Here is a 24,862-nt window from a genome sequence, read left to right as displayed (position 1 = left end):
GTCTTGGGGGCCTGTGCATGCCGGTATCGACCAGCCCGGGGGAGCACAATGTCCATTCGCCACAGTCTCCTCGCCCTGCTGCAGGACCAGCCGCGTTACGGCTACCAGCTGCGGGTCGAGTTCGAGAACCGCACCGGAGCCACGTGGCCCCTGAACATCGGGCAGGTGTACACCACGCTTGACCGGCTGGAGCGCGACGCCTTGGTGGCCAAGGAGGGCGACGACGGCGAAGGGCACGTCGTCTACAGCATCACCCCCGCCGGCAAGGCCGAGGTGCGGAGTTGGTTCGCCGCCCCCGTGGAGCGGAACAACCCGCCGCGCAACGAGCTTGCCATCAAGCTCGCGCTCGCCGTCACCCTGCCCGGTGTGGATGTCCAGGCCATCATCCAAGCTCAGCGCGTGGCGTCGATCAGGGCGCTTCAGGACTACACCAAGGCGCGCCGCGACACGGCCGCCAACCAGCGGGCCACGGACACCGCCTGGCTGCTGGTCCTCGATTCGCTGATCTTCCAGACCGAAGCGGAAGTCCGCTGGCTGGACCTCTGCGAGGCCAGGATGGTCCAGCAGGCCCAGGCCGCTGCGGCGGGTGGAGCACGGAAAACGTCCAACGGGGCCACGGAAGACGCCCCGCTCAATGCGGACAGCCGCCGGTGAGCGTGCAGGGTCCGCAGCAGGTCCTTGAACTCGCCAAGGTGGGCAGGACGTTCGGGGAACGCGCGACGGCGGTCGCCGCCCTCCGCGACGTTGACCTCACCATCTCAGCAGGGGAGTTCGTGGCCGTCATGGGCCCCTCGGGCTCCGGCAAGTCCTCCCTGCTGGCTCTCGCCGGCGGACTGGACCAGCCGACGTCGGGCGCTGTCTACGTGGAGTCCACGCCCCTGGCAGGGCTGGGACTGAACGAACTGGCCCGCTTGCGCCGCCGTGCGGTCGGATATGTCTTCCAGGACTTCAACCTGGTCCCCACGCTGACCGCGGCGGAAAACGTGGCGCTGCCGCTGGAACTGGACGGAACATCCACGAGGAAAGCGCAACGGCAGGCGGCCGATGCGCTCCGGCAGGTAGGAATTCTGGAACTGGCAGACCGGTTCATGGACCAGATGTCCGGCGGCCAGCAGCAGCGCGTGGCCATTGCCCGGGCCATCGTCGGCAAGCGGCGCCTGATCCTGGCGGACGAACCCACCGGGGCGCTGGATTCCACGACGGGCCAGGGCGTCATGGAGGTCCTGCGCGCCCGCGCCGACGCCGGTGCAGCCGTCATGCTCGTAACCCACGAACCCAGGCACGCAGCCTGGGCCGACAGGGTGGTCTTCCTTCGCGACGGACGCATCATCGACCAGGCCGCAGCCATGCACGATCCCGCCATGCTCCTGACGCAGGCCGGACTCTGATGCCCCTGGACCTCGCTCCGGTGCCGCAAGGGCGCCGGAGCAGCTACCGGGTTGCCCTGCGGCTGGCACGCCGCGACATCGCACGGCACAAGGGACGGTCGCTCCTCATCATCCTGCTCATCATGCTGCCCGTGGCCGGATTGACCGGCGCCGCCACCCTGTACCAGAGCTCCCAGCGGACGCCGGGGGAGATCGTCAACTACGAACTGGGCAATACCCAGGCCAGGTTCAGCGTCCTGCCGGTGCCCAGTGCGGACTCCCTCCAGGATCCGCTCAATGACGGCGTGGTCGCCTCCAGTACTGGCCGGTTCGACCCTGATTTCCAGCGAACGGACCCTTTCGACGCCATCCCGGCAGGCTACGGCGTCCTGCCGCAGCGCCTGCTCCAGCTGACCACCGGCGTAGGGGAAGCCCTTGTTTCACTGCAGGGCCGCGAAGTGGATGCGCTCAATCCGGCCTTCACCGGTAAATTCAGCCTCCTGGCCGGGCAGGCCCCAAGCGGCGGGACGGAGGTGCTTGCTTCGCCCGGGCTGATGACGCGTTTCAACCTCACCTTCGGGCAGGAATTTGCGACGTCGGCAGGAACCTTCGTCCCGGTGGGCACCATCCGCGATGCCGGCGTTTCAGACGGCAACAGCATCCTGTACCTGCGGGAAGGCCAAGTCCCCGCTGACCTGGCCCAGGGGCCGCTGACCCGCCAGTCCGTGTCGTACTACCTGGTGGGCCCGGACCCGGTCACCTGGCCGCAGGTCAGGGAAGCCAACAGTAAAGGCGTGGGCGTGCTGTCCCGCAGCGTGGTGCTGAACCCGCCGTCCCGTGAGGAACGGACCGTCGCCGGTTCCCTTCCACGGAATGATTCGACGGAAGCGGTGGCAATCTACGCCAGTTTCGGGATGATCGGTGCGCTGGCGCTGCTGGAGGTGGGCCTGCTGGCCGGTGCTGCCTTCGCCGTCGGCGCCAAGCAGCAGGTGCGTGAGCTGGCACTGCTGGCATCCTCAGGCGCGGAAGGCGCCACCATCCGCGCTGTTGTCACCGCCGGGGGACTCTGGCTTGGCGGCCTTGCCGTTGCCGCCGGAGCCGCGGTGGGGCTGGGAGCTGCTGCCGTCGTCGTCCACGTGGTCCGGGCGAACGGATCCGCCCGGCTGCCGGGACTGCATCCGGATCTCCTCCTGACAGCCGCAGCCATGGCCATGGGACTGGCATCCTGCGCCATCGCGGCCATGGTGCCTGCACGCCAGGTGTCCCGGCAGGCAGTGCTGGGTGCCCTGAAAGCCGGGCGGGCTCCGGCGGCGAAGAGCCGGCGGGCAACCCTGGCCGGCGCCGGTACGGTGGTGCTTGCCGCCGGGCTGTTGGCGGCCGGTTGGGTTTTGGGACGGTCCACCAACGATCCGGACCTGCAGGCCGAGCACCTGCCGGTGGTGGTCACGCTGCTCATCCTCGGCGCCGTGCTGGCGGTAGCCGGACTGGTGCTGCTGACCGGCTGGCTGGTCCTCCGCTTGACCTCCCGCATCCAGTGGATGCCGCTGCCCCTTCGGATGGCGGCCCGGGATTCGGCGCGGAACCGCGGGCGCAGCGTTCCCGCCGTCGCAGCGGTACTCGCCGCCGCCACCCTGGCAAGCGCGGCCCTGGTTCTCTCTGCCAGCCAACAGACGGCGCTGCGGGAGTCGCATTACTGGAGTGCCCTGCAAAACCAGGCGTACCTGCCGCTGGTCGTGGACCCGCCGGCATCAGCCGACGGCAGCAGGCAGCCGTCCGTCCGGGTGGATGTCCACGAACTCTCCTCTGCGGTGGCAGATGCCCTGGGCACTGTTGAATCGACCCAGGTCATCACCGCACCTGAGAGCCTTCGCCACTGCCCCGACGGTCCTAGCGACCTCACAGTGCCCGCCCGGACCGCAACCTCCAACTGCCTGATGTACTCATTGGCTAAACCTGCAGCCAACCAGTGCCCCAGGACTCCCAAGGGAAGGCTGCTGGACCCGGGCGACTGGCGGTGCCACGGCTCCCTGGTCAACGAACAACCGTCCGGGCCGGCCATCCTGGTTGGCGGCGAGGAGGACATCCGGGCGGCGCTGGGCCGCAGCGCCACCCCGCAGGCCCTTGCGGTGCTGAACGCCGGCGGGATGGTAGTGACAAACCCGGTGTTCGTCAGTGACGGAAGGGCACTGCTGGAGGGGAAGGATGTGCGGACCCACGAGCCGGCGTCTTCGGGGCCTGGCACCGTCCACGCAACCGTCAGGAGCGACTCCCTTGCAGCGGCAGTGCTGGAACCGGCTGTCCCCGTGCCCTACTACGGCGTAATCTCCCCTGAAACCGCGGAACGCCTGGACCTCCACGTGGCCCCCGCAGGAGTGCTCGTGCAGCTTTCGACCTACCCCTCCGAGGCTGCGGCGGATGCAGCCTCAGCTGCGGCCGCCGCTGTCTACGGGCAGCCCGGCATGCCTTTCCAGCCGGAAGCGGGCATCTCGCAGGCACATCAGTGGATCACCTGGTCCATCGTGGCCGCGGCTGCCCTCATCACCTTCAACGCGGCGGGCATTACCACGGGGCTGTCGATGGCAGATGCCCGGAAGGACCATGCGGTCCTGGCCGGCGTTGGTGCCTCGCCACGGCTGCGCAAGGCGCTTGCCGGGTCCCAGGGACTGTTCACCAGCGGGGTTGGAGCGGTCCTGGGAACGATGGCGGGATCGATGCCCGCGGTCCTGCTGGTCCTGTCCACGGACATGCGGACAGCCCTTGAGGTTCCCTGGCTGCAATTGTCCGCACTCATTGCGGCAGTACCTTTGACCGCGGCCGCGCTCGCCTGGGTTTTTACCCGCCCCGGGCTGCCGCTGCAGCGGCGCGGGTGGATCCAGCGGCAATAGGACACACAAATGGGTCTTTTTGATCACTGGGATCAGGCCTACGGTGGGTTCCGGGAGCCGCCCGCCGGGCGGCGGAACTTACGGAGGAACGTCATGACAACACATGTTGCCGACTGCAGTGTCACCCGTTGCTCATTCAACGACCACGAAGGCTGCACCGCTCACGCCATCACTGTTGGCGGAACCCAGGACCATGCATCCTGCGCCACCTTCATCGAGACCGGCATCCACGGCGGCCTGCCCAAGGTGCTGGCGGATGTCGGTGCATGCCAGCGCGCCGAGTGTGTCCACAACGACCACCTGATGTGCAACGCTGCCGAGGTGCACGTCGGGCCCGGCGCCGACAACGCCGACTGCCTCACCTACGCCCACGCCTGACTGCCCCTGGCCCTCACCCTCGCGGAGGCTCCTGCCCGGACTCCCGGACGGGAGCCTTCGCTGTGCCGCCGCCCGCCGTCGTCCACGTGATCCTGCTCATTCGGCGCCGGCTTACCACCGCTCGCCGCACAGCGACGGCGCCGCGCCGCCGTCGGGCGTTCCCGGCATGTTACCCCTTGGTAGGGTGCCCAGTAGGAAAAGTGGGAAATCTCTCAAGGAGGAGACATGGCCGGAGTGCCTGACCAGCGGAAGAACGGATCCCGGGCGGAGGGCGGACTGGCGACGGACCCGGATCTTCCCCCACCCGCCGTGGACGAGGCACGGCTTGAAGCCGAGGACCGGAGGTGGACGCCGGGCAAGATCGCCCTCTGGGCAGCAATTGCCCTCCTGGGCGGGGTCGCATGGTTCATGCTGGCGATCGTCCGCGGGGAAACCGTCAATGCCATCTGGTTCGTCTTTGCCTCCGTGTGCACCTACCTGATCGGGTACCGCTTCTACTCCAAGGTGATCGAGCGCTACATCACCAGGCCTGACGACCGCCGCGCCACCCCCGCCGAATACAAAGCCGACGGCAAGGACTACGTCCGTACGGACCGCAACGTCCTGTTCGGCCACCACTTCGCCGCCATCGCCGGCGCGGGCCCGCTGGTGGGCCCCATCATCGCTGCCCAGATGGGATACCTCCCCGGCACCATCTGGATCATCCTCGGCGTCGTCCTCGCCGGTGCCGTCCAGGACTACCTGGTCATGTTCTTCTCCATGCGCCGCGGCGGCCGCTCCCTCGGCCAGATGGCCCGCGAGGAACTCGGCGTCATCGGCGGCACTGCCGCCCTCATCGCCACCCTGCTGATCATGGTGATCATCGTGGCCATCCTGGCGCTCGTCGTCGTCAACGCCCTGGGTGAAAGCCCGTGGGGCGTGTTCTCCGTGGGAATGACCATCCCCATCGCCCTCTTCATGGGCGTCTACCTCCGCTTCCTGCGCCCCGGCAAGGTCATGGAGGTCTCGATCATCGGCTTCGTCCTCCTCATGGCGGCCATCATCGGCGGCGGCCTGGTGGCCCAGACGGAATGGGGCGCCACAGTGTTCCACCTGGACAAGGTGACCATTGCCTGGGGCCTCCTCATCTACGGCTTCATCGCAGCGGTCCTGCCCGTGTGGCTGCTGCTGGCCCCGCGCGACTACCTCTCCACCTTCATGAAGATCGGCGTCATCGTGATGCTCGCGCTGGCCATCATCGTGGTCCGGCCCGAAGTCAGCGTCCCGGCCTTCAGCGAATTCGCCGGCCGCGAGAACGGACCGGTGTTGTCCGGCGCCCTGTTCCCCTTCCTGTTCGTCACCATCGCCTGTGGTGCGCTGTCCGGTTTCCATGCCCTGATTTCCTCCGGCACCACCCCCAAACTGGTGGAGAAGGAACGGCAGACCCGGTACATCGGGTATGGCGGAATGCTGATGGAATCCTTCGTGGCCATCATGGCGCTGGTGGCAGCCATCTCGATCGACCGCGGCCTCTACTTCGCCATGAACGCCCCCGCAGCCCTGACGGGCGGGACCGTGGAAACGGCAGCAACCTGGGTCAACAGCCTTGGCCTGAACGGCGTCAACATCACGCCCGGCCTGCTCAGCGAAACGGCGGCAAACGTTGGGGAGCAGAGCATCGTCTCCCGCACCGGCGGCGCACCCACGCTGGCCGTGGGGCTGGCGCACATCATGCAGCAGTTCATCGGCGGGACGGCCATGATGGCGTTCTGGTACCACTTCGCCATCATGTTCGAGGCACTGTTCATCCTCACCGCCGTGGACGCCGGCACGCGCGTTGCCCGTTTCATGCTGCAGGATTCCATCGGCAACTTCGTCCCCAAATTCAAGGAAGCCTCCTGGCGCCCGGGAGCCTGGCTCTGCACGGCCATCATGGTGGCTGCCTGGGGCGCCGTGCTGCTGATGGGCGTGACCGATCCGCTGGGCGGCATCAACACCCTGTTCCCGCTGTTCGGTATCGCCAACCAGCTGCTGGCCGCCATCGCGCTGGCTGTATGCCTGGCGATCGTCGCCAAGCGCGGCACCTTCAAGTACCTGTGGGTCGTTGCCCTGCCGCTGACCTTCGCCGCCGTGGTCACCATCACTGCCAGCTTCCAGAAGATCTTCTCGCCCGTCCCCGCCGTGGGGTACTTCGCCAACAACGCCGCCTTCAGCAAGGCGCTGGCCGACGGCAAGAAGGAATTCGGCACCGCCAAGACCGTGGCCGCCATGGAAGCCGTGGTCCGCAACACCGCCATTCAGGGCTGGCTGTCCGTGATCTTCGTGGTGCTCACCATCATCGTGATCGCGACGGCGGTGCTCGCCACCGTCAAGGCGTTCCGCGACAGGGCGGCCGGGAGAGCCACCACGGACAATGAGGACCGGGCAGTTCCTTCGCGGGTCTTCGCCCCCGCCGGGCTGGTGCCGACAACGGCCGAACGGGAACTGGCAGCCGAATGGGACAGGGTGCCCGCAGACGCACGGCTTGAACGGGCCGGGCACTGATGAGCGCCGGCATGGCCCTGGTGGCCAATGGATTCCGCGGCTTCGCCCGATACCTGGGCGGAGTCATGGGCGCGGACGCTTATGCCAAGTACCTGGAACACCACAGGGCGGCCGGGCACCAGGAACCACCCCTCACTGAACGCGAGTTCTGGAGGGACCGCACGGACCGCCAGGACACCAACCCGCAGGGGAGGTGCTGCTGATTGAGCCGGCAGCGGACAAGCCCGCCACAGGCCTTCATGCGTGGACCCCGGGCGGATGGGCCGTGAGAGTATGAACGCATGAGCGATCCCAATGACACTCAGGCACCTGAGGACCTCCCGGTAGAAGGCACTCCCGTTGACGACACCCAGGACCCGGTACAGGCTCCGTCCGCCATGGACGGCAAGCCCCGGGGCAGCAGCCTGCAGGACCTCGTGGACGAGCCGGCCAAGGTGATGCGGATCGGCACCATGATCCGGCAACTGCTGGAAGAGGTGAAGTCCGCGCCGCTGGACGATGCTGCCAGGGGCAGGCTGGCGGCCATCCATGCGCGCTCCATCAAGGAGTTGGAGGACGGGCTTGCGCCTGAGCTGGTGGCGGAACTGGACAGGATCAACCTGCCGTTCTCCAACGAGGCCACCCCCTCCGATGCCGAGCTCCGGATCGCCCAGGCCCAGCTGGTGGGCTGGCTGGAGGGCCTGTTCCACGGGATCCAGACCGCCATCGCAGCACAGAACGCCGCGCGCGAACATGCCGCAGCGCAGCTGCAGCTTCGCCAGTTGCCGCCGGGCACCATGATTGCCCCCGGCGTCGTGATTGGCGAAAACGGTGAGCCGCAGCGTGCCCCGGCCGGGGCACGCCCCGGTCCGCAGGCGCGGCCCGGCCAGCGTGACGACCCGGACCACGGTCCGGGGCAGTACCTGTAGGTTCCGCTTGGGCCTTTTCAGCGCTGCCCGGCAGGGGCGCAAAGATGACGCGGAATTGGGCAAGGGGCTGTGGCGCCGCGCGCACGACCGCTTCCAACGGGGACTTGACCGCTTCCACCAGGTGCTCGAGGGCGTGGAGGACGACCAGCTGTACGGCGAACTGCTGGAGATCGCCAACGAACTGGCTGCCGTCCTGCAGCGCGTCCGGGCGGTGTGCATGGAGGCGCAGCGGCGTGCGCCCAGCGAGGGCCTGGACATACCGGCAGGCCTGGCGGACGTGCACCGGTCCCTGTCCAAGGCAGGCAATTCGCTCGCCACCACCGCGGAAGCGGCGGCCATGCTTCGGCTCGCTGTGGGCCCGGTGCCGGTGGGTGCCGCGTCGGTGCGGCGCCGGGCTGACGCCGTCTTTCAGCAGGTGGACGACGCCGAGAGGCGGCTTCGCGGGGACTAGCTGGGCCGGTGCCACGAAAATATTCCCGTCTGGGCAGGAGAATTTTGCGGTTAAGCGGGTGGCTTACATTGACCGAAACGGGGGCGTGGCGCGGGGGACGTTTGGCAGGATGAAGGAATGACTTCTTCACCTACCTTGACTTTCAACGACGGAAACACGATCCCCCAGCTCGGCTACGGTGTGTGGCAGGTTGAGGACGACGTGGCTGAAAAGGTTGTCCGCCAGGCGTTCGAAGCCGGCTTCCGCCACATCGACACCGCGAAGATTTACGGCAACGAGGCGGGCGTGGGCCGTGCCATCGCCAGCTCCGGCCTGTCACCGGAGCAGATTTTCATCACCACCAAGCTGTGGAACGCGGACCAGGGGTACGAGTCCACCCTCGCCGCTTTCGAGGATTCCATGGCCAGGCTTGGCCTCGAAACGCTTGATCTCTACCTGATCCACTGGATGCAGCCCAAGCAGGACAAGTACGTCGACACCTGGAAGGCGCTGATCGAACTCCAGAAGCGCGGCCGGGTCAAGTCCATTGGTGTCTCCAACTTCACCGCCGAGGGCCTGCAGCGCCTGATCGACGAAACCGGAGTGGTTCCGGCCATCCACCAGATCGAGCTGCACCCCTACTTCAACCAGCGTGAACTGCGGGACTTTGGAGCCGAAAAGGGCATCCTGACCCAGGCCTGGTCCCCGCTGGGCCAGGGCGGGGAACTGCTGGAGGACCCTGTTGTCGCCTCGATCGCTGCGAAGCACCAGGCCACCCCTGCCCAGGTGGTCATCGCATGGCACCTCGCCATCGGCAACGTGGTCATCCCCAAGTCCGTCACCGAGTCCCGCATCAAGGAGAACTTCGCGGCACTTGAGGTATCCCTGGACGCTGAGGACGTTGAAGCCATCAACAACCTGGACCGGACCGCCAGCGGCGAAGGCCGCATTGGACCTGATCCCGCGGTCTCCGACTTCGCGTAACCCCGCGACGGCGGCACCGGCCCAACAGGCCGGGGAATCCGCCAACCATCGTCAGCCCGTGCTGCCGGCAACCGCCAGGCAGCGCGGGCTGACGCCGTTAACGTCGATGGTGCGGAACAGTAGCTGCTGGCCCTGGGTCTTTCCCCGGGGCCGGTCAGGCAGCGATCTGGACGTGTTCTACTGTGACGGCATCCACCATGGCCCAGCTGTCTTCGCCATGGCAGTGGCGGCAGGCGAAGCGCTCCGCCTCTTCAAGCGTTTCAAAGACCTCTGAACGCGTGCGGCCGCAGTCGGCGTCGAAGTACGTTACGTGAAATTCCTGTATAGCTTGGGTTTCCATAAATCCAGTGTGCAACCGGGGTCTGACATTCCCAGGAACCAGCGCGCCGCGTGTTGTCCGGACCTGCCACGGCGGCGGGTCTGGCGGCGCACCTGGAGGGTCAGTTGGTCCCTGAATCCGGGATGGCTTCCGGCGCCGGCCGCACCTTCAGCGCGAGTCCGGCCAGCGACAGCATTGCCAGTCCGCTCCAGGTGAGGGTGCCGGTCCAGATCTCGGGCTGGAAGCTGAGAGCCCCGTCATGCAGTGCCACAGCGGCGAAATACGGGGCCCAAAAGACGACCGGTGCCAGGCCTGCCGCGGTTATGAGCCGCGCGGACCGGTCCGGGGCAGGACGCACTGCTGCCCACACCAATCCCACGAGGACGGCACCGGCGAGGGCCGCCGGAATGAACCAGGCATCCCGCAGGGCCACCATGATCTGCAGGACTGCGGAGGGAAACAGCGCCATCGCCGCAGGCACCACGGCCGGCAACCGCCACCGCAGTGACAGCAACAGGACGGGAACGAAGAGCACTACGGTCGAGACAAGGAATGAGGCCAGGGAAACCATGATGCTCGACGACGTCGGAACCGTCACCGCCGGCAGGGTCCCGGCGGCGCTGGAGTATGTCTGGATGAGGCCATGGCGGGCGAAGACCGCAAACTCCTGCAGGATGAACGCCGCCACCATGCCGGCCAGCATGGCGCTCACGAACGCCGGCACCAGCTGCGGCCAGGCACGGTCAGGAGAGTGCCATGCTGCCGAGAAAGGGGCGCCCAGGATGAGGAAGGCGCCGGTAGCGAGTCCCAGATGGGCCGGGCTGAACAGTGCGTTGATGTTCTGCTCAATGCCGAACAGCGAATGCCAGGCAAAGTCGCCCATCCCCGACGCCAGGAAGAGCATGACGCCGGCCGCTGCACCGCCGTAGCCGGCAGGGATTGCATCCTGCCATCGCGTACCCGGGGCGTGCCGGCGCCAGGTCAGGGCGGCGATCCAGACGGCGCAGGCCGCGAAGCCCGAGTAGAGGATGGCATGCCACGGTGTGAAGAACGTCTCCAAGTCGCGGAGGTTGTTGTGGGCCCAGCCGTCGACGTAGGTCCCTGTAATCAGCCAGACACCGGCCGCGAGGGTGACGGCATCTTCCGCGGCCGTCGTGGGGCGGTGAACTGCTACCGGCGGAATCGCAAAGGCGTGTGCTGCTGCGGCGTCCATGGCTCCAGAGTAGGTCCTGCCGGCACCCGGGGCGAGGGGACTTCCACAATACGTTGGCACTTCTCAGCTGCTGGCCAGGCGGAGGACGCGTTCCTGCGCCAGCATGGCAGTACGGCTGGCCTTGCCGGCCGCCCGCACCGCCTGTTTCGCCTCCGCCGAAGTGGCGGCAAGCCCCTTGCGGGAGCGTTCCAGGCTCTCCTCGGCGGCCTTGAGCCGGCTTCGAAGTTCAGCCGTTTCCTGCTGCAGTTCCGCGATTTCCGCCCGCATCCGTTCCTCCTGCTCCTGCAGGTCACGTGCCAGCCGGGAGGCTTCCTCCTCGGTCGCCTGGGCCTCGACCAGCGCGGCCCTGGCCCTTTCCAGCGCCGGCGGCGACGCCGGCCGCGGTGTCTGCCGCACAGCCTCAAGCCGGGGCTTGGCGGGCTTTGGCTGGGTGGTGTGCTCCGCCGTCGTACGGGTCTTTGCCGCTGTTGCTTTTGCTGCCTTCGCCGCTGTTCCCTTCACCACAGCCGGGGGAGGGCCGGCACGGTTGCCGGCGGGCGCTGCCGGGAGCAACCCAGGGAGGGCCACCGCCCCGTCCAGGTCCACGTCGTTGATGCCGTCGGCGCTCAGCACTTTCAGCAGCCGGCTGCTGCCCACGGCAGCGGCAGCACGCTCATCTGCCGTCATTGCGCGCAGGGTCTCCTCAACGTCGGCGGCGATGGCGTCACTGATGGAGCGGCCCTGCTCCTGGGCAACAGACCGGGCAACGTCGACGGCGTCAGCCAACATCGAGCGGCGCTCCCGGCCCAGTTCCCGGAGGGCAGGCGCATCCAGCGACTCCTGGGCCGCCCGCATGCGCTCGCCAAGGCCGCCCAGCCCGGCCAGCACATCCGGCCGGAACCTGGCGAGCATGTTGACTGCCCACGCCGCCACGGATGGTTTCGGCAGGGCGCGGACCGCTGCTGCCAGCTGCTTGTCCTGGCGCGCAACGTCCTTCGCCGCTGCGGTCCGGGCCGCAATGAAGTCGTCCAGCGGCCCTCCGTACAGCCTGTCAGCAATGTCCGCCAGGGCTTCGTCTTCCATGCCGCCATCTTAGGTGCCGTGCTGCGGCCGGCCGGTCACCCGTCCGGCTCGGCGGACAGGACGCCTGCCGCCTGCAGTGGCAACGGCACCCTGTTGTTCATCGGCCCGTAGGGGTATGTTGCACGAATGGACGATTCATACCAGGTCATCGTGGTTGGCGGCGGCTTCGCCGGAAAGACGGCGGCTGAGGAGCTGGGCCGCAAGGGCGTCCGGGTGCTGTTGCTCGATGCCAACAATTACCAGCAATTCCAGCCGCTCCTTTACCAGGTGGCTGCCTCCCAGATAGGCGTCTCGGCGGTTACCCGGCCGCTCCGCTCCGAATTCCGCAAGATCAACAACGTGCGGGTCCTGACGGCGGAAGTGACCTCGATCGACGCGGCCAACCGCGCCGTCACCACCGCAGACGGCTCAAGCTACCGGGCCAGGATCCTGGTCATCGCCACGGGGGCCGTGCCGAACTTCTTCAACACCCCGGGCGCTGAAGAGAACGCCTACCCGCTGTACTCGGTGGCGGATGCAACGCGGCTCAGTGCTGCCATCACCGCCGTTTTGGACGAAGCCGACCGCGAGCCGGCGGCAGCGGAAGCCGACGTGATTGTGGTGGGCGGTGGTCCCACCGGCGTGGAGACTGCCGGCGCCTTGGCGGAAAACGTCAAATACATTCTGCCCAAGTACTTCACGCCGGGACTGGCCGCCCGGTGCCATGTCCACTTGGTGGATATGGTTCCGAACGTGCTTGCCGCCTTTTCGGAGAAATCGCAGGCGTACGCCCGCGACCGCCTGACCAAGCTGGGCGTGCAGTTGCACATGGGGCAGGCAGTCGGCGAAGTGCGTCCCGACGGCGTGACCCTCAAGGATGGCACCGTCATTCCTGGCCGCATTGTGGTGTGGGCCGGTGGCCTGCAGGCCGGCCGGATCATCACCGAGTCCGGCCTGAAACAGGGCAGGGGCGGCAGGGTGGACGTGCAGCCCGACCTGACAGTCCCCGACTTCGAGGGGGTGTACGTGCTGGGGGACTCCGCCAACATCACCGACGCCGCGGGAAATAAATTGCCGCAGCTGGGTTCGGTTGCCCAGCAGTCAGGCAAATGGGCGGCCCGCAACATCCATGCTGACCTTACCGGGGGTGTGCGGCAGCCCTTCCGCTACGTGGACAAGGGTTATATGGCCATGGTGGGCCGCGGGGCAGCCGTGGCGGAGCTGGGGCCCCGGCGCCTGCAACTGCAGGGACCATTGGCATTCGTGTCGTGGCTGGCGGTCCACCTCGCCCTGCTGCCCGGATTCCAGCAGAAGGTCAGGGCGCTTTTCTCGTGGGCCAACGGCTATGTCACGCACAGTCCGGCGCAGGTCGTGGTGGGCAGGCCGGACTAGGTTCGCCGCGCGGATCTGGGTGTCTGGCCCCAAACACCCGGACATTGTTGGCCAAGCCGGGCCGCCGCCGTCGTCAGTTTTTTGTGAAACTCAGGAGGCGGCCCGCCACGGTCCAACCGGATGCCTCGTAGAGGTCAGCGACGTCCGGGTCCACCACCATGTGCAGGTACTCCGCGCCATGGAGGAATGCCTCCTCAGCCATGGCCGCAAGCAGGCCCTGTTGGAAGCCCGCCTGATCCGGCCCGTCCGGGAGTTCCGTGATGGCCACCGCCGCGAAGTCGTCCCGCACCTGGATGCGGCCCCTCGCCACGGGGCGGTCAAAGACCGTGATTTCGACGGCGTCGTAGGTCTCCATGGGTGCCAGGGCCACCTGGGAGTTTTCCGGCAGTTGCACCGCTGTGTTCAGTTCGGCGGTCGGAGCCATGAGCAGGACCCGCTCCGAAACCCGGGTGAGCCCGTCCGGGTCGCCCATGCCCTCGGCGTCGGCGCAGACCAGGGTGAGGCGCGCGCCGGCCCCGCCCACTGACTTGGTGGCCAGCTCCTCGGTGGCAGGACCCAGCCAGGCCGCCACGTACTCCTGTCCCCCGGCCGTTTGTCCTTCGCCCATCTGCCCATTGACCGCCTGCCCGGCATCCCCGACGAGGAATCCTCCATTGACGGGCTCCGCCGTGCGCTCCTGAAGATCGGCCCAAGCCGGGACCCAGCCGATGGCGGGGGTGCTGCGCTGTTCCGGCATGGCGGGTTCCTCACGTTCGGCGCCGGCCTTACTGGTTTAGCCGTACGCTGCTGGGCAGGGCTTCCTTGTCAAAGTATCGGATCGACGGGGACCCCGCCAGCCGGGCGTTGTGTCATTCTCAGGGCAAATGGGTGAAGGACAATCCGGCCGCCACGAGCTTGTCCAGCGCCTGCTTCATGCCATCAGCCGTTCCACCGTTGGGGTGGTTGCCGTGGCAGATGACCACATCACCTGCCCGTGCCCTTCCCACCTCTTTGGCTAAGACGGCGGCAGGATAGGTTGCGCCGCCGTCGCCATTGATGCTGAATCCCGCGGGCTTCACACCCAAGGCGTTCAGGATGTCTACGGCGACATCGTCCATGTAGGCGGTGCCGGGGCGAAAGTACCGGGGACGCTTGCCCGTGATTCCGGACAGGACGCCATCGTTGGGCATGATCTCGTCGTAGACTTCACCCGCATTCCTGGTGCCCGGGATGCCATAGGCCGTGTTGCCTGTGGTGGAAAGCGGCTTATGGGACGTTCCGTGGTTGGCGATGTCAAAGAGCGGATCTGCCGCCAGTTGCCTCGTCGCGGGATTGGCCGTTATCCACCGCGAATTCAGGAAGAGCGTGGCCGGGACGTGCCGTTGGCGCAGCGTGTCAGTCAGCGCCTGGTCATAGCCGCTGCCGCCGGGGCCGCCGCAAAAAAGGACCTTGGCATCACTTATCAGCCGCGCTGTGAGTGTGCCCTGCCCCCAGTCAGCACTTCCCGCTTAACCAGCGAAAAACCCCGGAAACCCCTAAAAGAAGGGGCTGTCCGGGGTTTATCCCGAGCTTCCTATCAGAATCGAACTGATGACCTTTTCATTACGAGTGAAACGCTCTACCGACTGAGCTAAGGAAGCACCGCATGACATCCCCGGCGGAACCGGGCGCTTCATGCAAGAGTCAACTGTAATAGAGTCCCGCCGCCGCGGTCAAAATGGCCGGGCAGGGGCTGCTGCGATCCTCAACACACCGTGTTGTCGGCCGGCAGTTTGCCGCTGACCAGATAGTTGTCCACCGAATCCTCCAGGCAGCTGTTGGCCCGGCCGTAGGCGGTGTGTCCTTCACCCCGCCACGTCAGCAGGGAAGCGTTCCCCAGCTGCTTGCGCAGTGACGCGGCCCAGTCAACGGGCGTGGCGGGGTCGCCCGTGGTGCCAATGACCACAATGGGGGAGTCTCCGCTGTATTCCACCGCGGCCGGCGTACGCACGTTCTTATAGGGCCACTCAGCGCATGTGACCCCGCCGTACGCGAAGAAGTAGCCCAGGGTGGGGGAGTCCTGTTCCAGCCGCTTCTCCTCCGCGCGCATGCCTTCCGTGTCCGAAACCATGGGGTAGTCCAGGCAGTTGATCGCGTTGAAGGCGAACGTCGAATTGGATGTGTAGGAACCATCGGGGGAACGGTCGGCGCCGAGGTCGGCAAGCCGAAGCATGAGGCTGACGTCCCCGGACACGGCAGCTTCCAGCGCCTGGGTGAGGGCCGGCCAGCTTTGGTCGTTGTAAAGCGGGGTAATCAGGCCGCTGACCAGCGTGGTGGCATTCACCAGGCGGCCGTCCTTGGCAGTGCGGGGTGTCTGCTGTACGGAGTTGATGAGGTCCCGGATCTGCTGTACGCCGGAGTCGACGTCGCCGCCGAGGGGACACTTGCCTTGCTTCTGGCAACTGGCCACATAACTGTGCAGCGCTTTTTCGAAGGCGCGCGCCTGGCCGCTGGTCAGGTCCTCATTGCTGATTGATGGATCGAGGGCGCCGTCGAGGACCATCCGGCCCACATTGTCCGGGAACAGCGAGGCATAGGTGGAGCCAAGGAAGGTGCCGTAGGAGTACCCCAGGTAGTTCAGCTTGGTGTCGTTGACGACGGCGCGGAGCACGTCCAGGTCCTTCGCGGAGCTGACGGTATCGATGTGCGCCAAAACCGGGCCTGTCTGTGCCGCGCACTGGTCGGCGATGGCCTTTGTGTCAGCCAGTGCCTCCGCCAGCCCGGCATCGGTTTCATACGAGTAGATTTTGGCACGCGCGGCGTCGCGTTCCGCGTCCGTCATGCAGGTGACGGGGGCGGAGCGCTTCACGCCGCGCGGATCGAAGCCCACCAGGTCGTAGGCGTTGCGGACAGCCGCTGAAAAATGTGTCCCGGCAGCGTCTTTCACAAAGTCGTACCCGGAGGCCCCGGGGCCGCCGGGGTTAACCAGGAGGCTGCCGGTCTTCTTTCCTGTGCTGCCGGCCCGGAGCGCGGCAATCTGGATGGTATCCCCGCCCGGATTGCCGTAATCCATGGGCACGGTCACTTTGGCGCACTGGAATTCCCCTTCGCAGGGCTGCCACACGACTTCCTGCGAGTAGAACTTCTCCAGCCCGGCAGGAGCCGACGCCACGATTGAGGGGTCGGCCTTGGCGGTGGCAGCCTCCGGCGGGTTCTTGTCGCCGCCATTAAGGAGACTGCATGAGGCCAGAACCATCGCCAGGGCCATTGCGCCGGCGGCGCGGACGGCGACACCGATGGACCTGTGGCGTGCGGGCAGGGGGCGGGCAGTCATCGGGTCTCCTTGGAGGGCTGGATCAGGCTGGCAGCCATGGACTCAATGGTCAGCAGCGGGGCAACGTTGGTGGTGGTGATGCGTTCACGGGCTTTGTTGATGGCATCCATTCGGGCCAGCGTGGCTTCCGGGGTGGAGCGGGCGGCAAAGTCTTCCAGCTCACTCCTCAGCTCAACGTTGACCAACTCCACGGCGTTCCCAAGCTGGATGATCAGGACGTCCCGGTAGAAGGACAACAAATCCGTCAGCGTCCGGTCCAGGGAGTCGGTGATGGATCTCTTGGCCCGCCGTTTTTGGTCGTCTTCGAGCTGTTTGAGCTGGCTGCGCATGGCCGGGGGAAGGGTTCCTGATTCCGGAGCGCCCAGGGTCGCCAGGAGGGCTGCCTTCTCCGCCGCATCCCTCTCCTCGTTGGAGCTGTTGGCTTCTGCCGTGGCGATCTTGACCAGCTTGTCCGCCATCATGACCGCGGCAGTTACACCGCGCAGCCCAAGTGGAAAGCGGACTGTCTCCAGGCGGCGTTCCCTTGCGGCGGGATCCCTGGCGAGTCGCCGGGCAATGCCCACATGGCTCTGGGCAGCACGGGCCGCCTGCTCAGCAAGGACAGGGTCCACGCCGTCGCGCCGGACCAGCAGCGCTGCCACGTCGGAGGCGGGCGGCAGCCGCAGGGCAACGCTGCGGCAGCGGGAACGGATGGTCACCAGGACATCGGCGGGGGAGGGTGCGCAGAGCATCCACACGGTCCGCGGTGTGGGTTCCTCGATGGCCTTGAGGAGCACGTTGGTGGTCCGCTCGGCCATGCGGTCGGCGTCCTCCACCACGATGATCCGCCAGCGCCCGGACGATGGCCGGTTGCCCGCGGTGGCCACCAGTTCGCGGGCCTCGTCAATGGTGATGGTGACCTTCTCGGTGCGCACGAACGTCACGTCCGAATGGGTCTCACCCAGGATGGTGTGGCAGGCCTGGCACTGCCCGCAGCCACGCAGGCCCACGTCCTCCTGGTCACAGTTCAAGGCGGCAGCGAACGCCTTGGCGGCGTTGGACCGCCCGGACCCCGGCGGACCGGTGAACAGCCACGCGTGCGTCAGGCCTTCGCCGCTTGCGGCCTGGCGTAGTTGTTCGACGACGGCGGGCTGGCCTTGGAGGTCATCCCAGACGGTCATGAGGCACCGCCGTCCGTGGCCGCTGCCGGGGCGGGAACGGCCAGGAGCGTATCCACCCGGGCGAAGATCTGCCCCGCCAGCTCATCCACCGGCAGGTGGGCCGGGAGGACCAGGTACCGCTGCGGGTGGCCGGCGGCGAGGCTGAGGAAAGCTTCCCGGATCCTGGTGTGGAACTCGTCGGCCTCGGATTCCAGGCGGTCTTCCGCTGCCTGGCCGGCAGTCCGGCGCCGGCGGCCAAGTTGGGGGTCAACGTCCAAGAGGACTGTGAGGTGGGGCTGGAGGCCGGAGGTGGCCCAGTCATTGAGGGAACGTACCGCCTCCAGGCCCAGGTTGCGGCCGGCCCCCTGGTAGGCCACGGAGGAGTCGATGTACCGGTCCGTCAGCACGATCTCGCCGCGGCTCAAAGCCGGGCGGATGACCTGGCTGGCGTGGGCGGCACGGGAAGCGGCAAATATGAGGGCTTCCGTGTGGGCATCGATCTCGCCGTTGCCGTGGTCCAGCACCAGCGACCGCAGCTTCTCGCCAACGGTGGTGCCGCCGGGTTCACGGGTGCGCAGCACGGTGTAGCCACGGGAGTCCAGTGCCGCCGCAAGCCTGGCCGCCTGGGTGGACTTGCCGGCACCATCGCCGCCTTCGAAAGCGATGAATACGCCGGCCCTCTGTTTATTCACTTCTCAAGCCTACCGAGGCCTGCCGACATTTCCCGACCCGGAACTGCCCGGAAGGCGGCTGCCATGTGAACGGCGCCAGTCCACAAAGCGACACCGCTTTCCGGCGGATCCGGGAGGAACAGTACGCTTTTCACCATGAGTCTTTCCGAGCATCAGGCCGCTTCCCTTTCACCCGAGACCGTGGTGGTGGCGGCAGGGCGGCCGCCGCGGGAAAGGGACCAGCCGGTCAATCCCCCCATTACCCTTTCCTCCACCTACTTCGGCACCGGCCCCCTGGGGGACGGGGACCGGGGTTACGGCCGCTACTCCAATCCCACCTGGGATCCGTTCGAGGAGGCGCTCGGCCAGCTTGAAGGGTCCACTCTTCCCGGCCTTCTCTACGCATCGGGGCTCGCGGCGGTCAGTTCCGCTCTGTCCCTTATTCCTGCCGGGGGCGTGCTGGTCATGCCCAACCACAGCTACTCCGGCTCGCTGGTGATGGCCTCCGAACTCGCCGAAAAGGGCTTCATCGAACTCCGGACCGTTGACATCGCCGACACCGGTGCGGTGAAGGACGCCCTGGCACCGAAAGGCCCGTCGTCGAAAGCCGCGGCCATGCTGTGGCTGGAAAGCCCCACCAACCCCATGCTGGGGATCGCGGACATGTCCGCCGTCGCGGAGGCCGCCCACGCTGTCGGGGCAATCGTTGTCACGGACAACACCTTCTCCACCCCCTTGGTGCAGCAGCCCCTGCTGCTCGGATCCGACATCGTCCTCCACTCGGTGACCAAGTACCTCGCCGGGCACTCCGACGTCGTCCTTGGTGCGCTGGTCACCGCCAACCCGGACATCCGTTCATCGCTGCTCCACCACCGCATCATCCATGGCGCCATCGCCGGTCCCTTCGAAGCCTGGCTCGCACTGCGGGGCCTGCGGACCCTCGCGTTGCGCGTGGAACGGTCGCAGGAGTCCGCGATGGTCCTCGCGGAACGGCTCGCCGGGCATCCCGGCATTGAATCCATCCGGTTCCCCGGCCTCGACGCCGACCCCGGGCATGCCCGGGCAAAAGGGCAGATGAAGGGGTTCGGCTCCATCATCTGCATCCAGGTGGCACCTGCGGCGGGCCTGGGCGGCGCCGACGCCGCGGACAAACTGGTGCAGGCGCTGGAGCTCTGGCTGCCTGCCACGTCCCTGGGCGGGGTGGAATCCCTCATCGAACGCCGGCGCCGGCACTCAGCCGAACCCGCAAGCGTGCCGGAGAACCTGGTCCGGCTCAGTGTCGGCGTGGAAAACGTCGAAGACCTCTGGGCCGACCTGAAACAGGCGCTGGACACGCTGGAGGGCTAGGCTGGGCTTGTGGACGGTCGAATAATCATCGCGTACGTAGAGCAGGCAGTGTTCTTCATTCTTGGCCTCGTGGCGCTGGGGCTTGAACTGTGGGCGTTCGTCGACTGCGCCCGGCACCGGGCCAACGCCTTCGAAGCCACGGGCAAGCGGACCAAGACCTTCTGGCTTGCCCTGACCGGTGGCGCGCTGCTGGTCGGCATCATCTCGCTGTTCGGCGCCGGCGGCGGCATCATCAGCACCCTTGGGCTCTTCGGGCTCGCTGCAGTGGTGGCGGCCTCCGTCTACCTGGCCGACGTCCGCCCCGCGGTAAAGGACGCCGGCCGCGGCGGCAGCCGCAACATGGGCCCCTACGGCCCCTGGTGATCAGCGCTTAACCCGGCTCCCTAACCCAGCGGAGCCACCGCCTCCCAGTCCACCGTGAGTTCGCCCAGCCGCCACCGGGCCGGTCCGTCCTGGAGCGGCCATCCGGCGTCGCGCATGCTCTGGCACATCCCCACCCAGCGCTGCCTGTTGCCAAATGAGGCAAGCGGTGCACTTTCAAGCCACGCCCGGTCCATCGCCTGCATGAAGGCATGAATCGGCTCGCCCGGGACGTTGCGGTGGATCAATACCTTGGGAAGCCGTTCGGCCACGTCCGAGGGCAGGTCAAAGCTGCCGAAGCGCACGGAGATGCTGAGGGACAACGGGCGGTGTTGGTCCAGCGCCACCCAGGTCACCCGCCGCCCAATCTCGTCGCACGTGCCGTCAACGAAGATGCCGTCCGGCGATAACCTGTTCTGCACCAGCCGCCAGATGCCCTGGACGTCGGCTTCCTCGTACTGGCGCAGGACATTGAAGGCGCGGACCAGGACCGGACGGCCTGGAACAGGCAGTTCAAAACCGCCCACGTGGAAGGTCAGCCCGGGCCGCTGCAGGGGAAGCGCAGCGCGGACGCGTCCGGGCTCGATTTCGATCCCGCAGACCCGTACGTCCGGCCGGACGGCAGTGAGCCTTTCATGGAGTTCGACGGCGGTGGCAGGGGTTGCGCCGTAGCCCAGGTCGACGACGAGGGGGTCGGCCGCGGACCGCAGGCGCCAGGCCTGCGGTCCGGCCAGCCAGCGGTCCACGCGGCGCATCCGGTTGGGGTTGGTGGTGCCGCGGGTGACGTTGCCTACCGGACGGCCCTGCCGGGCGCCGGGCGTCCTGCCGGAAAGTTGCGGGGCGTTCACCCGTTCAGCCTTTTGAACCACCGCACAACCCTATCCCCGCCGCCTGGGGAGGCGGGCGTACGGCAGCCGGCCTTGTAACGCTGGGCGGGCGGCAACACTGCTCGGCTAGGATGAAAATCATGACTTACAAGCTGATTCTGCTGCGCCACGGCCACAGCGAATGGAACGCCAAGAACCTGTTCACCGGCTGGGTGGACGTTGACCTGAACGACCAGGGCCGCGCGGAAGCAGCGCGCGGCGGTGAGCTGCTGGTGGAGAACAACATCCTCCCGGACGTGCTCTACACCTCCCTGCTGAAGCGGGCCATCAACACCGCGAACATCGCCCTGGACAAGGCCGACCGCGGCTGGATTCCGGTCAAGCGCGACTGGCGCCTCAACGAACGCCACTACGGCGCGCTGCAGGGCAAGGACAAGGCCCAGACCCTGGCCGAATACGGCGAAGAGCAGTTCATGGAATGGCGCCGTTCCTACGACACCCCGCCGCCGCCCCTGGATGACGACTCCGAGTTCTCCCAGGCCCACGACCCCCGGTACGCGGACCTCGGCGACGCCCTGCCGCGCACTGAATGCCTCAAGGATGTCCTGGTGCGGCTCCTGCCCTACTGGGAATCGGACATCAAGGAAGACCTCAAGGCCGGCAAGACGGTCCTGGTCACCGCGCACGGCAACTCTCTCCGTGCCCTCGTCAAGCACCTTGACGGCATCAGTGATGAAGCCATCGCAGGCCTGAACATCCCCACCGGCATCCCGCTGGTCTACGAACTGGACGAGGACTTCCAGCCGGTCAAGCCCGGCGGAACCTACCTTGACCCCGAGGCTGCCGAAGAGGCCATCCTGGCCGTCGCCAACCAGGGCAAGAAGTAGAGCCTTAGAGCCGACGACGGCGGGCTGGTCACCTAAGTGGCCAGCCCGCCGTCGTATATCCGCTCGTTATGCGTCAGCTGTGCTCGGTGGCGTTCGGCTGCCATGCCCCGGTAACCAGGTAGGTCACCTTCTGGGCTACGGAGACGCCATGGTCCGCGAAGCGCTCGAAGTAGCGGCTGGCGAGGGCCACATCCACCGTGGTGGCGGGGGACTCGTTCCACTCAGGCGCGGCAATGGCCTTGAAGACGCTCAAGTGCAGATCATTGATGGCCGTGTTGGCCTTGAGGATATCCCTGGCCACCTCAAGGTCGCGGCTCTCCAGCAGGACCGTCAGCTTGTCGGCGATCTCCTGGTCGAGTTCCGCCATCCGGTTGAAGGTCTCCGTCATGGACTCCGGAATCACCATGGACGGGTACCGGAGACGGGCCAGCTGGGCGATGTGCCGGGCCAGGTCACCCATCCGCTCGAGGGAGGCGCTCATCCGGAGCGAACCGACGATCATGCGCAGATCGCTGGCGACGGGACCCTGCAACGCCAGAATGTCGATCGCCCGCTCATCGAGGCTGTTCTGCAGGAAGTCGATGCGCGCGTCCGCGGCGATGACATCCTGCGCGAGATCAACGTCCGCTACCTGGAATGAGGTAGTGGCCTTGTTGATCGCTTCGCTGACCAGCCGGGAGATCTCCACCAGCTGGTCACCGACCTGGGTGAGCTCTTCCTGAAAAACCTTACGCACGTAGGCGTCCTTTCCTTGGAACTCCCGCGGCCGCTCCGGGGCAGCAGGAATCGTGTCGCCATGAGGCGCTCTGACCACCAACTCTGTCACCGCCGGGTAAACGATTATGCCCCCATAGATGAACGTTAGTTGAACCGTTTGCCGGATGGGCCTGAAGGCGGCAGGGGGTTGAAGGCAAGAGCATAAAGTGGAGCTGTGGATCCTATGCTCATTGGTCTGGTAGCCGGCCTTGTCGGCCTGGCGCTTGGCACGTTCGGCGTGCTCGCCTACCGGGTCAGCGAGAAGCAGCGCCAGCTGCTCGATGTCGACGCCGGGGAGCTGGCGCTGCCGGCCGGCGCAGCGGAGGTGCTCGCCGTCGTCGGACGTGCCTTCGTGGTGCTGGATGACGTGGACGGCGTGGTCCGTGCCAGCCCCGCCGCATACGCCTACGGCCTGGTCCGCGGACACACCGTGGTGCACAAGGAACTCCTGGACATGAGCGCCGGAGTCCGGCGGGACGGCGTCATCCTTGAAAAGCAGCTCGAACTCCCGCGCGGGCCGCTGGGCAAGGGAACCATCATCGTCCAGGTCCGTGCCGCCATGCTCGGCGAGGAATACATCCTGCTCCTGGCCGATGACCGGACGGAAATCACCCGCACCGAAGAAATCCGCAACGACTTCGTCGCCAACGTATCGCACGAACTGAAAACCCCCGTGGGTGCCATCTCCTTGCTGGCAGAGGCGCTGGAATCCTCCGCCGACGACGAAGAAGCCGTCCGCCGCTTCGCCAAGCGCATGCACAAGGAATCAGCCCGCCTTGCTGCCCTGGTCCAGGACATCATCGAACTTTCCCGCCTGCAGGGCGCCAGCGTGACGCAGGAGGGCGGCCCGGTGGACATCAACGCCGTCATCACCGAGGCCGTGGACCGGTCGCAGCTTCCCGCGGAGAGCAAGAACATCAGCATTGTGGTGGGCGGCCGCGCCGACGGCAAGGTCTTCGGTGACCAGGACCTGCTGGTGACGGCGCTGCGGAACCTTATCGACAATGCCATCCGCTATTCGCCGGCCAACACCCGGGTGGGGATCGGTGTCCGGTCCCGGGAAGGCCTGGTTTCGATTTCCGTCACGGACCAGGGGGACGGGCTGAACCCCGAGGACCAGGAACGCGTCTTTGAACGCTTCTACCGTGTGGACGCCGCCCGGTCCCGCCACACCGGCGGCACCGGCCTGGGCCTGAGCATCGTGAAGCACGTGGCATCGAACCACGGCGGCGAAGTGACCCTGTGGTCCCAGCCCGGGCAGGGGTCCACCTTCACCCTCCGGCTGCCCGAGATGGAAGGCCAGGACGGCGAGGCCGGGCCCGCCGCAACGGAAGCGCCGGCATTGGCGCCGGAGAAGGTCAGTCTCACCCCAGTACCCCGCGCCGCCGGCGCAACAGAACGAGGAGCCAGCGCTTGAGCAGGATTTTGATTGTCGAGGATGAGGAGTCGTTCAGCGACCCCCTGTCCTATTTGCTGGGCAAAGAAGGGTTCGAGGTTGAAGTGGTGGACAACGGCCTTGACGCCATCACCGAATTCGACCGCAACGGCGCCGACCTGGTGCTGCTTGACCTGCAGCTGCCCGGGCTCTCCGGCACCGAGGTGTGCCGCCAGCTCCGCCAGCGCTCCAGCGTTCCCGTCATCATGCTGACGGCCAAGGACTCGGAAATCGACAAAGTGGTGGGCCTGGAGCTCGGTGCGGACGACTATGTCACCAAGCCCTACTCCTCACGGGAACTGGTGGCCCGTGTCAGGGCAGTACTGCGCCGCCAGGGCGAGCCGGAGGAACTGATCTCGGCAACCGTCCAGGCGGGTCCGGTCCGCATGGACATCGAACGGCATGTGGTCAGCGTGGACGGAGAGCAGGTCCTGCTTCCCTTGAAGGAGTTCGAGCTCCTGGAGATGCTCCTCCGCAACTCGGGCAGGGTGCTGACCCGCGGCCAGCTGATCGACCGGGTGTGGGGCTCCGACTACGTGGGCGACACCAAGACCCTGGACGTCCACGTGAAGCGGCTCCGCGGCAAGATCGAACCGGACCCCTCCGCACCGCGCTACCTGGTGACCGTCCGCGGCCTCGGGTACAAATTCGAGCCGTAGGCCGAGCCGGGACAAGCCCGGAAGGCATAACAAAAGGGAGGGCCTGGAT

General features: G+C 66.9%; 25 protein-coding genes and 1 tRNA gene. 15 read left to right on the top strand and 11 right to left on the bottom strand.

All coding sequences use genetic code 11. The features are described 5' to 3' along the window. Nucleotides 1-48: 48 nt before the first annotated feature. The 9 genes from QFZ60_RS16925 (at nucleotide 49) to QFZ60_RS16885 (ending at nucleotide 9,475) form a co-directional block, all read left to right on the top strand. Nucleotides 49-654, top strand: coding sequence for a PadR family transcriptional regulator (locus QFZ60_RS16925; RefSeq protein ID WP_307091969.1), 606 nt, complete (start codon nucleotides 49-51; stop codon nucleotides 652-654). Beyond that, a complete protein-coding gene (locus QFZ60_RS16920; RefSeq protein ID WP_307091967.1) occupies nucleotides 651-1,388 on the top strand; it encodes an ABC transporter ATP-binding protein in 738 nt (245 codons plus the stop codon). Before QFZ60_RS16925 ends, QFZ60_RS16920 begins: the two co-directional genes overlap by 4 nt. Beyond that, on the top strand, nucleotides 1,388-4,252 hold the full coding sequence (locus tag QFZ60_RS16915) for a hypothetical protein (RefSeq protein ID WP_307091965.1): 2,865 nt from the start codon (nucleotides 1,388-1,390) through the stop codon (nucleotides 4,250-4,252). The genes QFZ60_RS16920 and QFZ60_RS16915 overlap by 1 nt, the downstream gene beginning before the upstream one ends. 93 nt (nucleotides 4,253-4,345) lie before the next feature. Further along, nucleotides 4,346-4,630, top strand: a complete 285-nt coding sequence (locus QFZ60_RS16910) for a DUF1540 domain-containing protein (protein WP_307091964.1) — start codon at nucleotides 4,346-4,348, stop codon at nucleotides 4,628-4,630. A gap of 225 nt (nucleotides 4,631-4,855) precedes the next feature. Then, on the top strand, nucleotides 4,856-7,153 hold the full coding sequence (locus QFZ60_RS16905) for a carbon starvation CstA family protein (protein WP_307091963.1): 2,298 nt from the start codon (nucleotides 4,856-4,858) through the stop codon (nucleotides 7,151-7,153). Next, nucleotides 7,153-7,356 carry a YbdD/YjiX family protein gene (locus QFZ60_RS16900; protein WP_056330209.1) on the top strand — a complete coding sequence of 68 codons (204 nt, stop codon included), beginning with the start codon at nucleotides 7,153-7,155 and terminating at the stop codon, nucleotides 7,354-7,356. The genes QFZ60_RS16905 and QFZ60_RS16900 overlap by 1 nt, the downstream gene beginning before the upstream one ends. A gap of 78 nt (nucleotides 7,357-7,434) precedes the next feature. Continuing rightward, nucleotides 7,435-8,061, top strand: coding sequence for a bacterial proteasome activator family protein (locus tag QFZ60_RS16895; RefSeq protein ID WP_307091962.1), 627 nt, complete (start codon nucleotides 7,435-7,437; stop codon nucleotides 8,059-8,061). 7 nt (nucleotides 8,062-8,068) lie between these two features. Continuing rightward, the gene (locus tag QFZ60_RS16890) at nucleotides 8,069-8,512 is read left to right on the top strand and encodes a hypothetical protein (RefSeq protein ID WP_056330214.1); all 444 of its coding nucleotides are present in this window, start codon (nucleotides 8,069-8,071) and stop codon (nucleotides 8,510-8,512) included. A gap of 117 nt (nucleotides 8,513-8,629) precedes the next feature. Then, entirely contained in the window at nucleotides 8,630-9,475 is an 846-nt protein-coding gene (locus QFZ60_RS16885) for an aldo/keto reductase (RefSeq protein WP_307091961.1), read from the top strand. A gap of 154 nt (nucleotides 9,476-9,629) precedes the next feature. On the opposite strand, the gene QFZ60_RS16880 is transcribed toward QFZ60_RS16885, so the two are convergent. The 3 genes from QFZ60_RS16880 to QFZ60_RS16870 all read right to left on the bottom strand — a co-directional run bounded on the left by QFZ60_RS16880 (nucleotide 9,630) and on the right by QFZ60_RS16870 (nucleotide 12,069). Further along, a complete protein-coding gene (locus QFZ60_RS16880; protein WP_307091960.1) occupies nucleotides 9,630-9,815 on the bottom strand; it encodes a hypothetical protein in 186 nt (61 codons plus the stop codon). A gap of 100 nt (nucleotides 9,816-9,915) precedes the next feature. Then, nucleotides 9,916-11,007 carry a hypothetical protein gene (locus tag QFZ60_RS16875; RefSeq protein WP_307091959.1) on the bottom strand — a complete coding sequence of 364 codons (1,092 nt, stop codon included), beginning with the start codon at nucleotides 11,005-11,007 and terminating at the stop codon, nucleotides 9,916-9,918. A 63-nt stretch (nucleotides 11,008-11,070) separates the two neighbouring features. Next, nucleotides 11,071-12,069, bottom strand: coding sequence for a hypothetical protein (locus QFZ60_RS16870; RefSeq protein WP_307091958.1), 999 nt, complete (start codon nucleotides 12,067-12,069; stop codon nucleotides 11,071-11,073). A 126-nt stretch (nucleotides 12,070-12,195) separates the two neighbouring features. On the opposite strand from QFZ60_RS16870, the gene QFZ60_RS16865 reads away from it, so the two are divergent. Then, complete coding sequence (locus tag QFZ60_RS16865; RefSeq protein ID WP_307091957.1) at nucleotides 12,196-13,440, top strand: NAD(P)/FAD-dependent oxidoreductase; 1,245 nt, start codon at nucleotides 12,196-12,198, stop codon at nucleotides 13,438-13,440. A gap of 73 nt (nucleotides 13,441-13,513) precedes the next feature. On the opposite strand, the gene QFZ60_RS16860 is transcribed toward QFZ60_RS16865, so the two are convergent. The 6 genes from QFZ60_RS16860 to tmk form a co-directional block, all read right to left on the bottom strand. Then, nucleotides 13,514-14,176 (bottom strand): hypothetical protein, encoded by a 663-nt coding sequence (locus QFZ60_RS16860; RefSeq protein ID WP_307091956.1) that lies wholly within the window; start codon nucleotides 14,174-14,176, stop codon nucleotides 13,514-13,516. A 118-nt stretch (nucleotides 14,177-14,294) separates the two neighbouring features. Next, a complete protein-coding gene (locus QFZ60_RS16855; protein ID WP_307093362.1) occupies nucleotides 14,295-14,882 on the bottom strand; it encodes a polysaccharide deacetylase family protein in 588 nt (195 codons plus the stop codon). 104 nt (nucleotides 14,883-14,986) lie between these two features. Continuing rightward, nucleotides 14,987-15,059 (bottom strand) — tRNA-Thr (locus QFZ60_RS16850). Nucleotides 15,060-15,163: 104 nt separating this feature from the next. Further along, nucleotides 15,164-16,732, bottom strand: a complete 1,569-nt coding sequence (locus tag QFZ60_RS16845; protein WP_307091955.1) for an alpha/beta hydrolase — start codon at nucleotides 16,730-16,732, stop codon at nucleotides 15,164-15,166. Beyond that, entirely contained in the window at nucleotides 16,729-17,892 is a 1,164-nt protein-coding gene (locus QFZ60_RS16840; protein WP_307091953.1) for a DNA polymerase III subunit delta', read from the bottom strand. Before QFZ60_RS16840 ends, QFZ60_RS16845 begins: the two co-directional genes overlap by 4 nt. Beyond that, a complete protein-coding gene (tmk, locus tag QFZ60_RS16835) occupies nucleotides 17,889-18,563 on the bottom strand; it encodes a dTMP kinase (protein WP_307091951.1) in 675 nt (224 codons plus the stop codon). Before tmk ends, QFZ60_RS16840 begins: the two co-directional genes overlap by 4 nt. Nucleotides 18,564-18,698: 135 nt before the next feature. Between tmk and QFZ60_RS16830 the strand changes: the two genes are divergently transcribed. Continuing rightward, nucleotides 18,699-19,889: a PLP-dependent aspartate aminotransferase family protein gene (locus tag QFZ60_RS16830; RefSeq protein ID WP_307091950.1), complete on the top strand. Its 1,191-nt coding sequence runs from the start codon at nucleotides 18,699-18,701 to the stop codon at nucleotides 19,887-19,889. 9 nt (nucleotides 19,890-19,898) lie between these two features. Beyond that, nucleotides 19,899-20,252: a DUF2516 family protein gene (locus tag QFZ60_RS16825; RefSeq protein ID WP_026266062.1), complete on the top strand. Its 354-nt coding sequence runs from the start codon at nucleotides 19,899-19,901 to the stop codon at nucleotides 20,250-20,252. Nucleotides 20,253-20,272: 20 nt separating this feature from the next. On the opposite strand, the gene QFZ60_RS16820 is transcribed toward QFZ60_RS16825, so the two are convergent. Continuing rightward, entirely contained in the window at nucleotides 20,273-21,118 is an 846-nt protein-coding gene (locus tag QFZ60_RS16820) for a class I SAM-dependent methyltransferase (RefSeq protein WP_373427690.1), read from the bottom strand. Between the two features lie 98 nt (nucleotides 21,119-21,216). On the opposite strand from QFZ60_RS16820, the gene QFZ60_RS16815 reads away from it, so the two are divergent. Then, nucleotides 21,217-21,963, top strand: coding sequence for a phosphoglyceromutase (locus QFZ60_RS16815; RefSeq protein ID WP_142119922.1), 747 nt, complete (start codon nucleotides 21,217-21,219; stop codon nucleotides 21,961-21,963). Nucleotides 21,964-22,036: 73 nt separating this feature from the next. Here QFZ60_RS16815 and phoU read toward each other — a convergent pair whose 3' ends face one another. Then, entirely contained in the window at nucleotides 22,037-22,699 is a 663-nt protein-coding gene (gene phoU, locus QFZ60_RS16810) for a phosphate signaling complex protein PhoU (RefSeq protein ID WP_307091947.1), read from the bottom strand. A gap of 204 nt (nucleotides 22,700-22,903) precedes the next feature. Between phoU and QFZ60_RS16805 the strand changes: the two genes are divergently transcribed. Both QFZ60_RS16805 and QFZ60_RS16800 read left to right on the top strand, forming a co-directional pair. Then, complete coding sequence (locus QFZ60_RS16805; RefSeq protein WP_307093361.1) at nucleotides 22,904-24,136, top strand: cell wall metabolism sensor histidine kinase WalK; 1,233 nt, start codon at nucleotides 22,904-22,906, stop codon at nucleotides 24,134-24,136. After that, nucleotides 24,133-24,813, top strand: coding sequence for a response regulator transcription factor (locus tag QFZ60_RS16800; protein WP_142119926.1), 681 nt, complete (start codon nucleotides 24,133-24,135; stop codon nucleotides 24,811-24,813). The genes QFZ60_RS16805 and QFZ60_RS16800 overlap by 4 nt, the downstream gene beginning before the upstream one ends. Nucleotides 24,814-24,862 lie beyond the last annotated feature (49 nt).

Source organism: Arthrobacter sp. B2I5 (assembly GCF_030816735.1).
In the GTDB taxonomy this organism is placed as follows: domain Bacteria; phylum Actinomycetota; class Actinomycetes; order Actinomycetales; family Micrococcaceae; genus Arthrobacter.
This window is presented reverse-complemented; position numbering and strand designations above follow the sequence as displayed.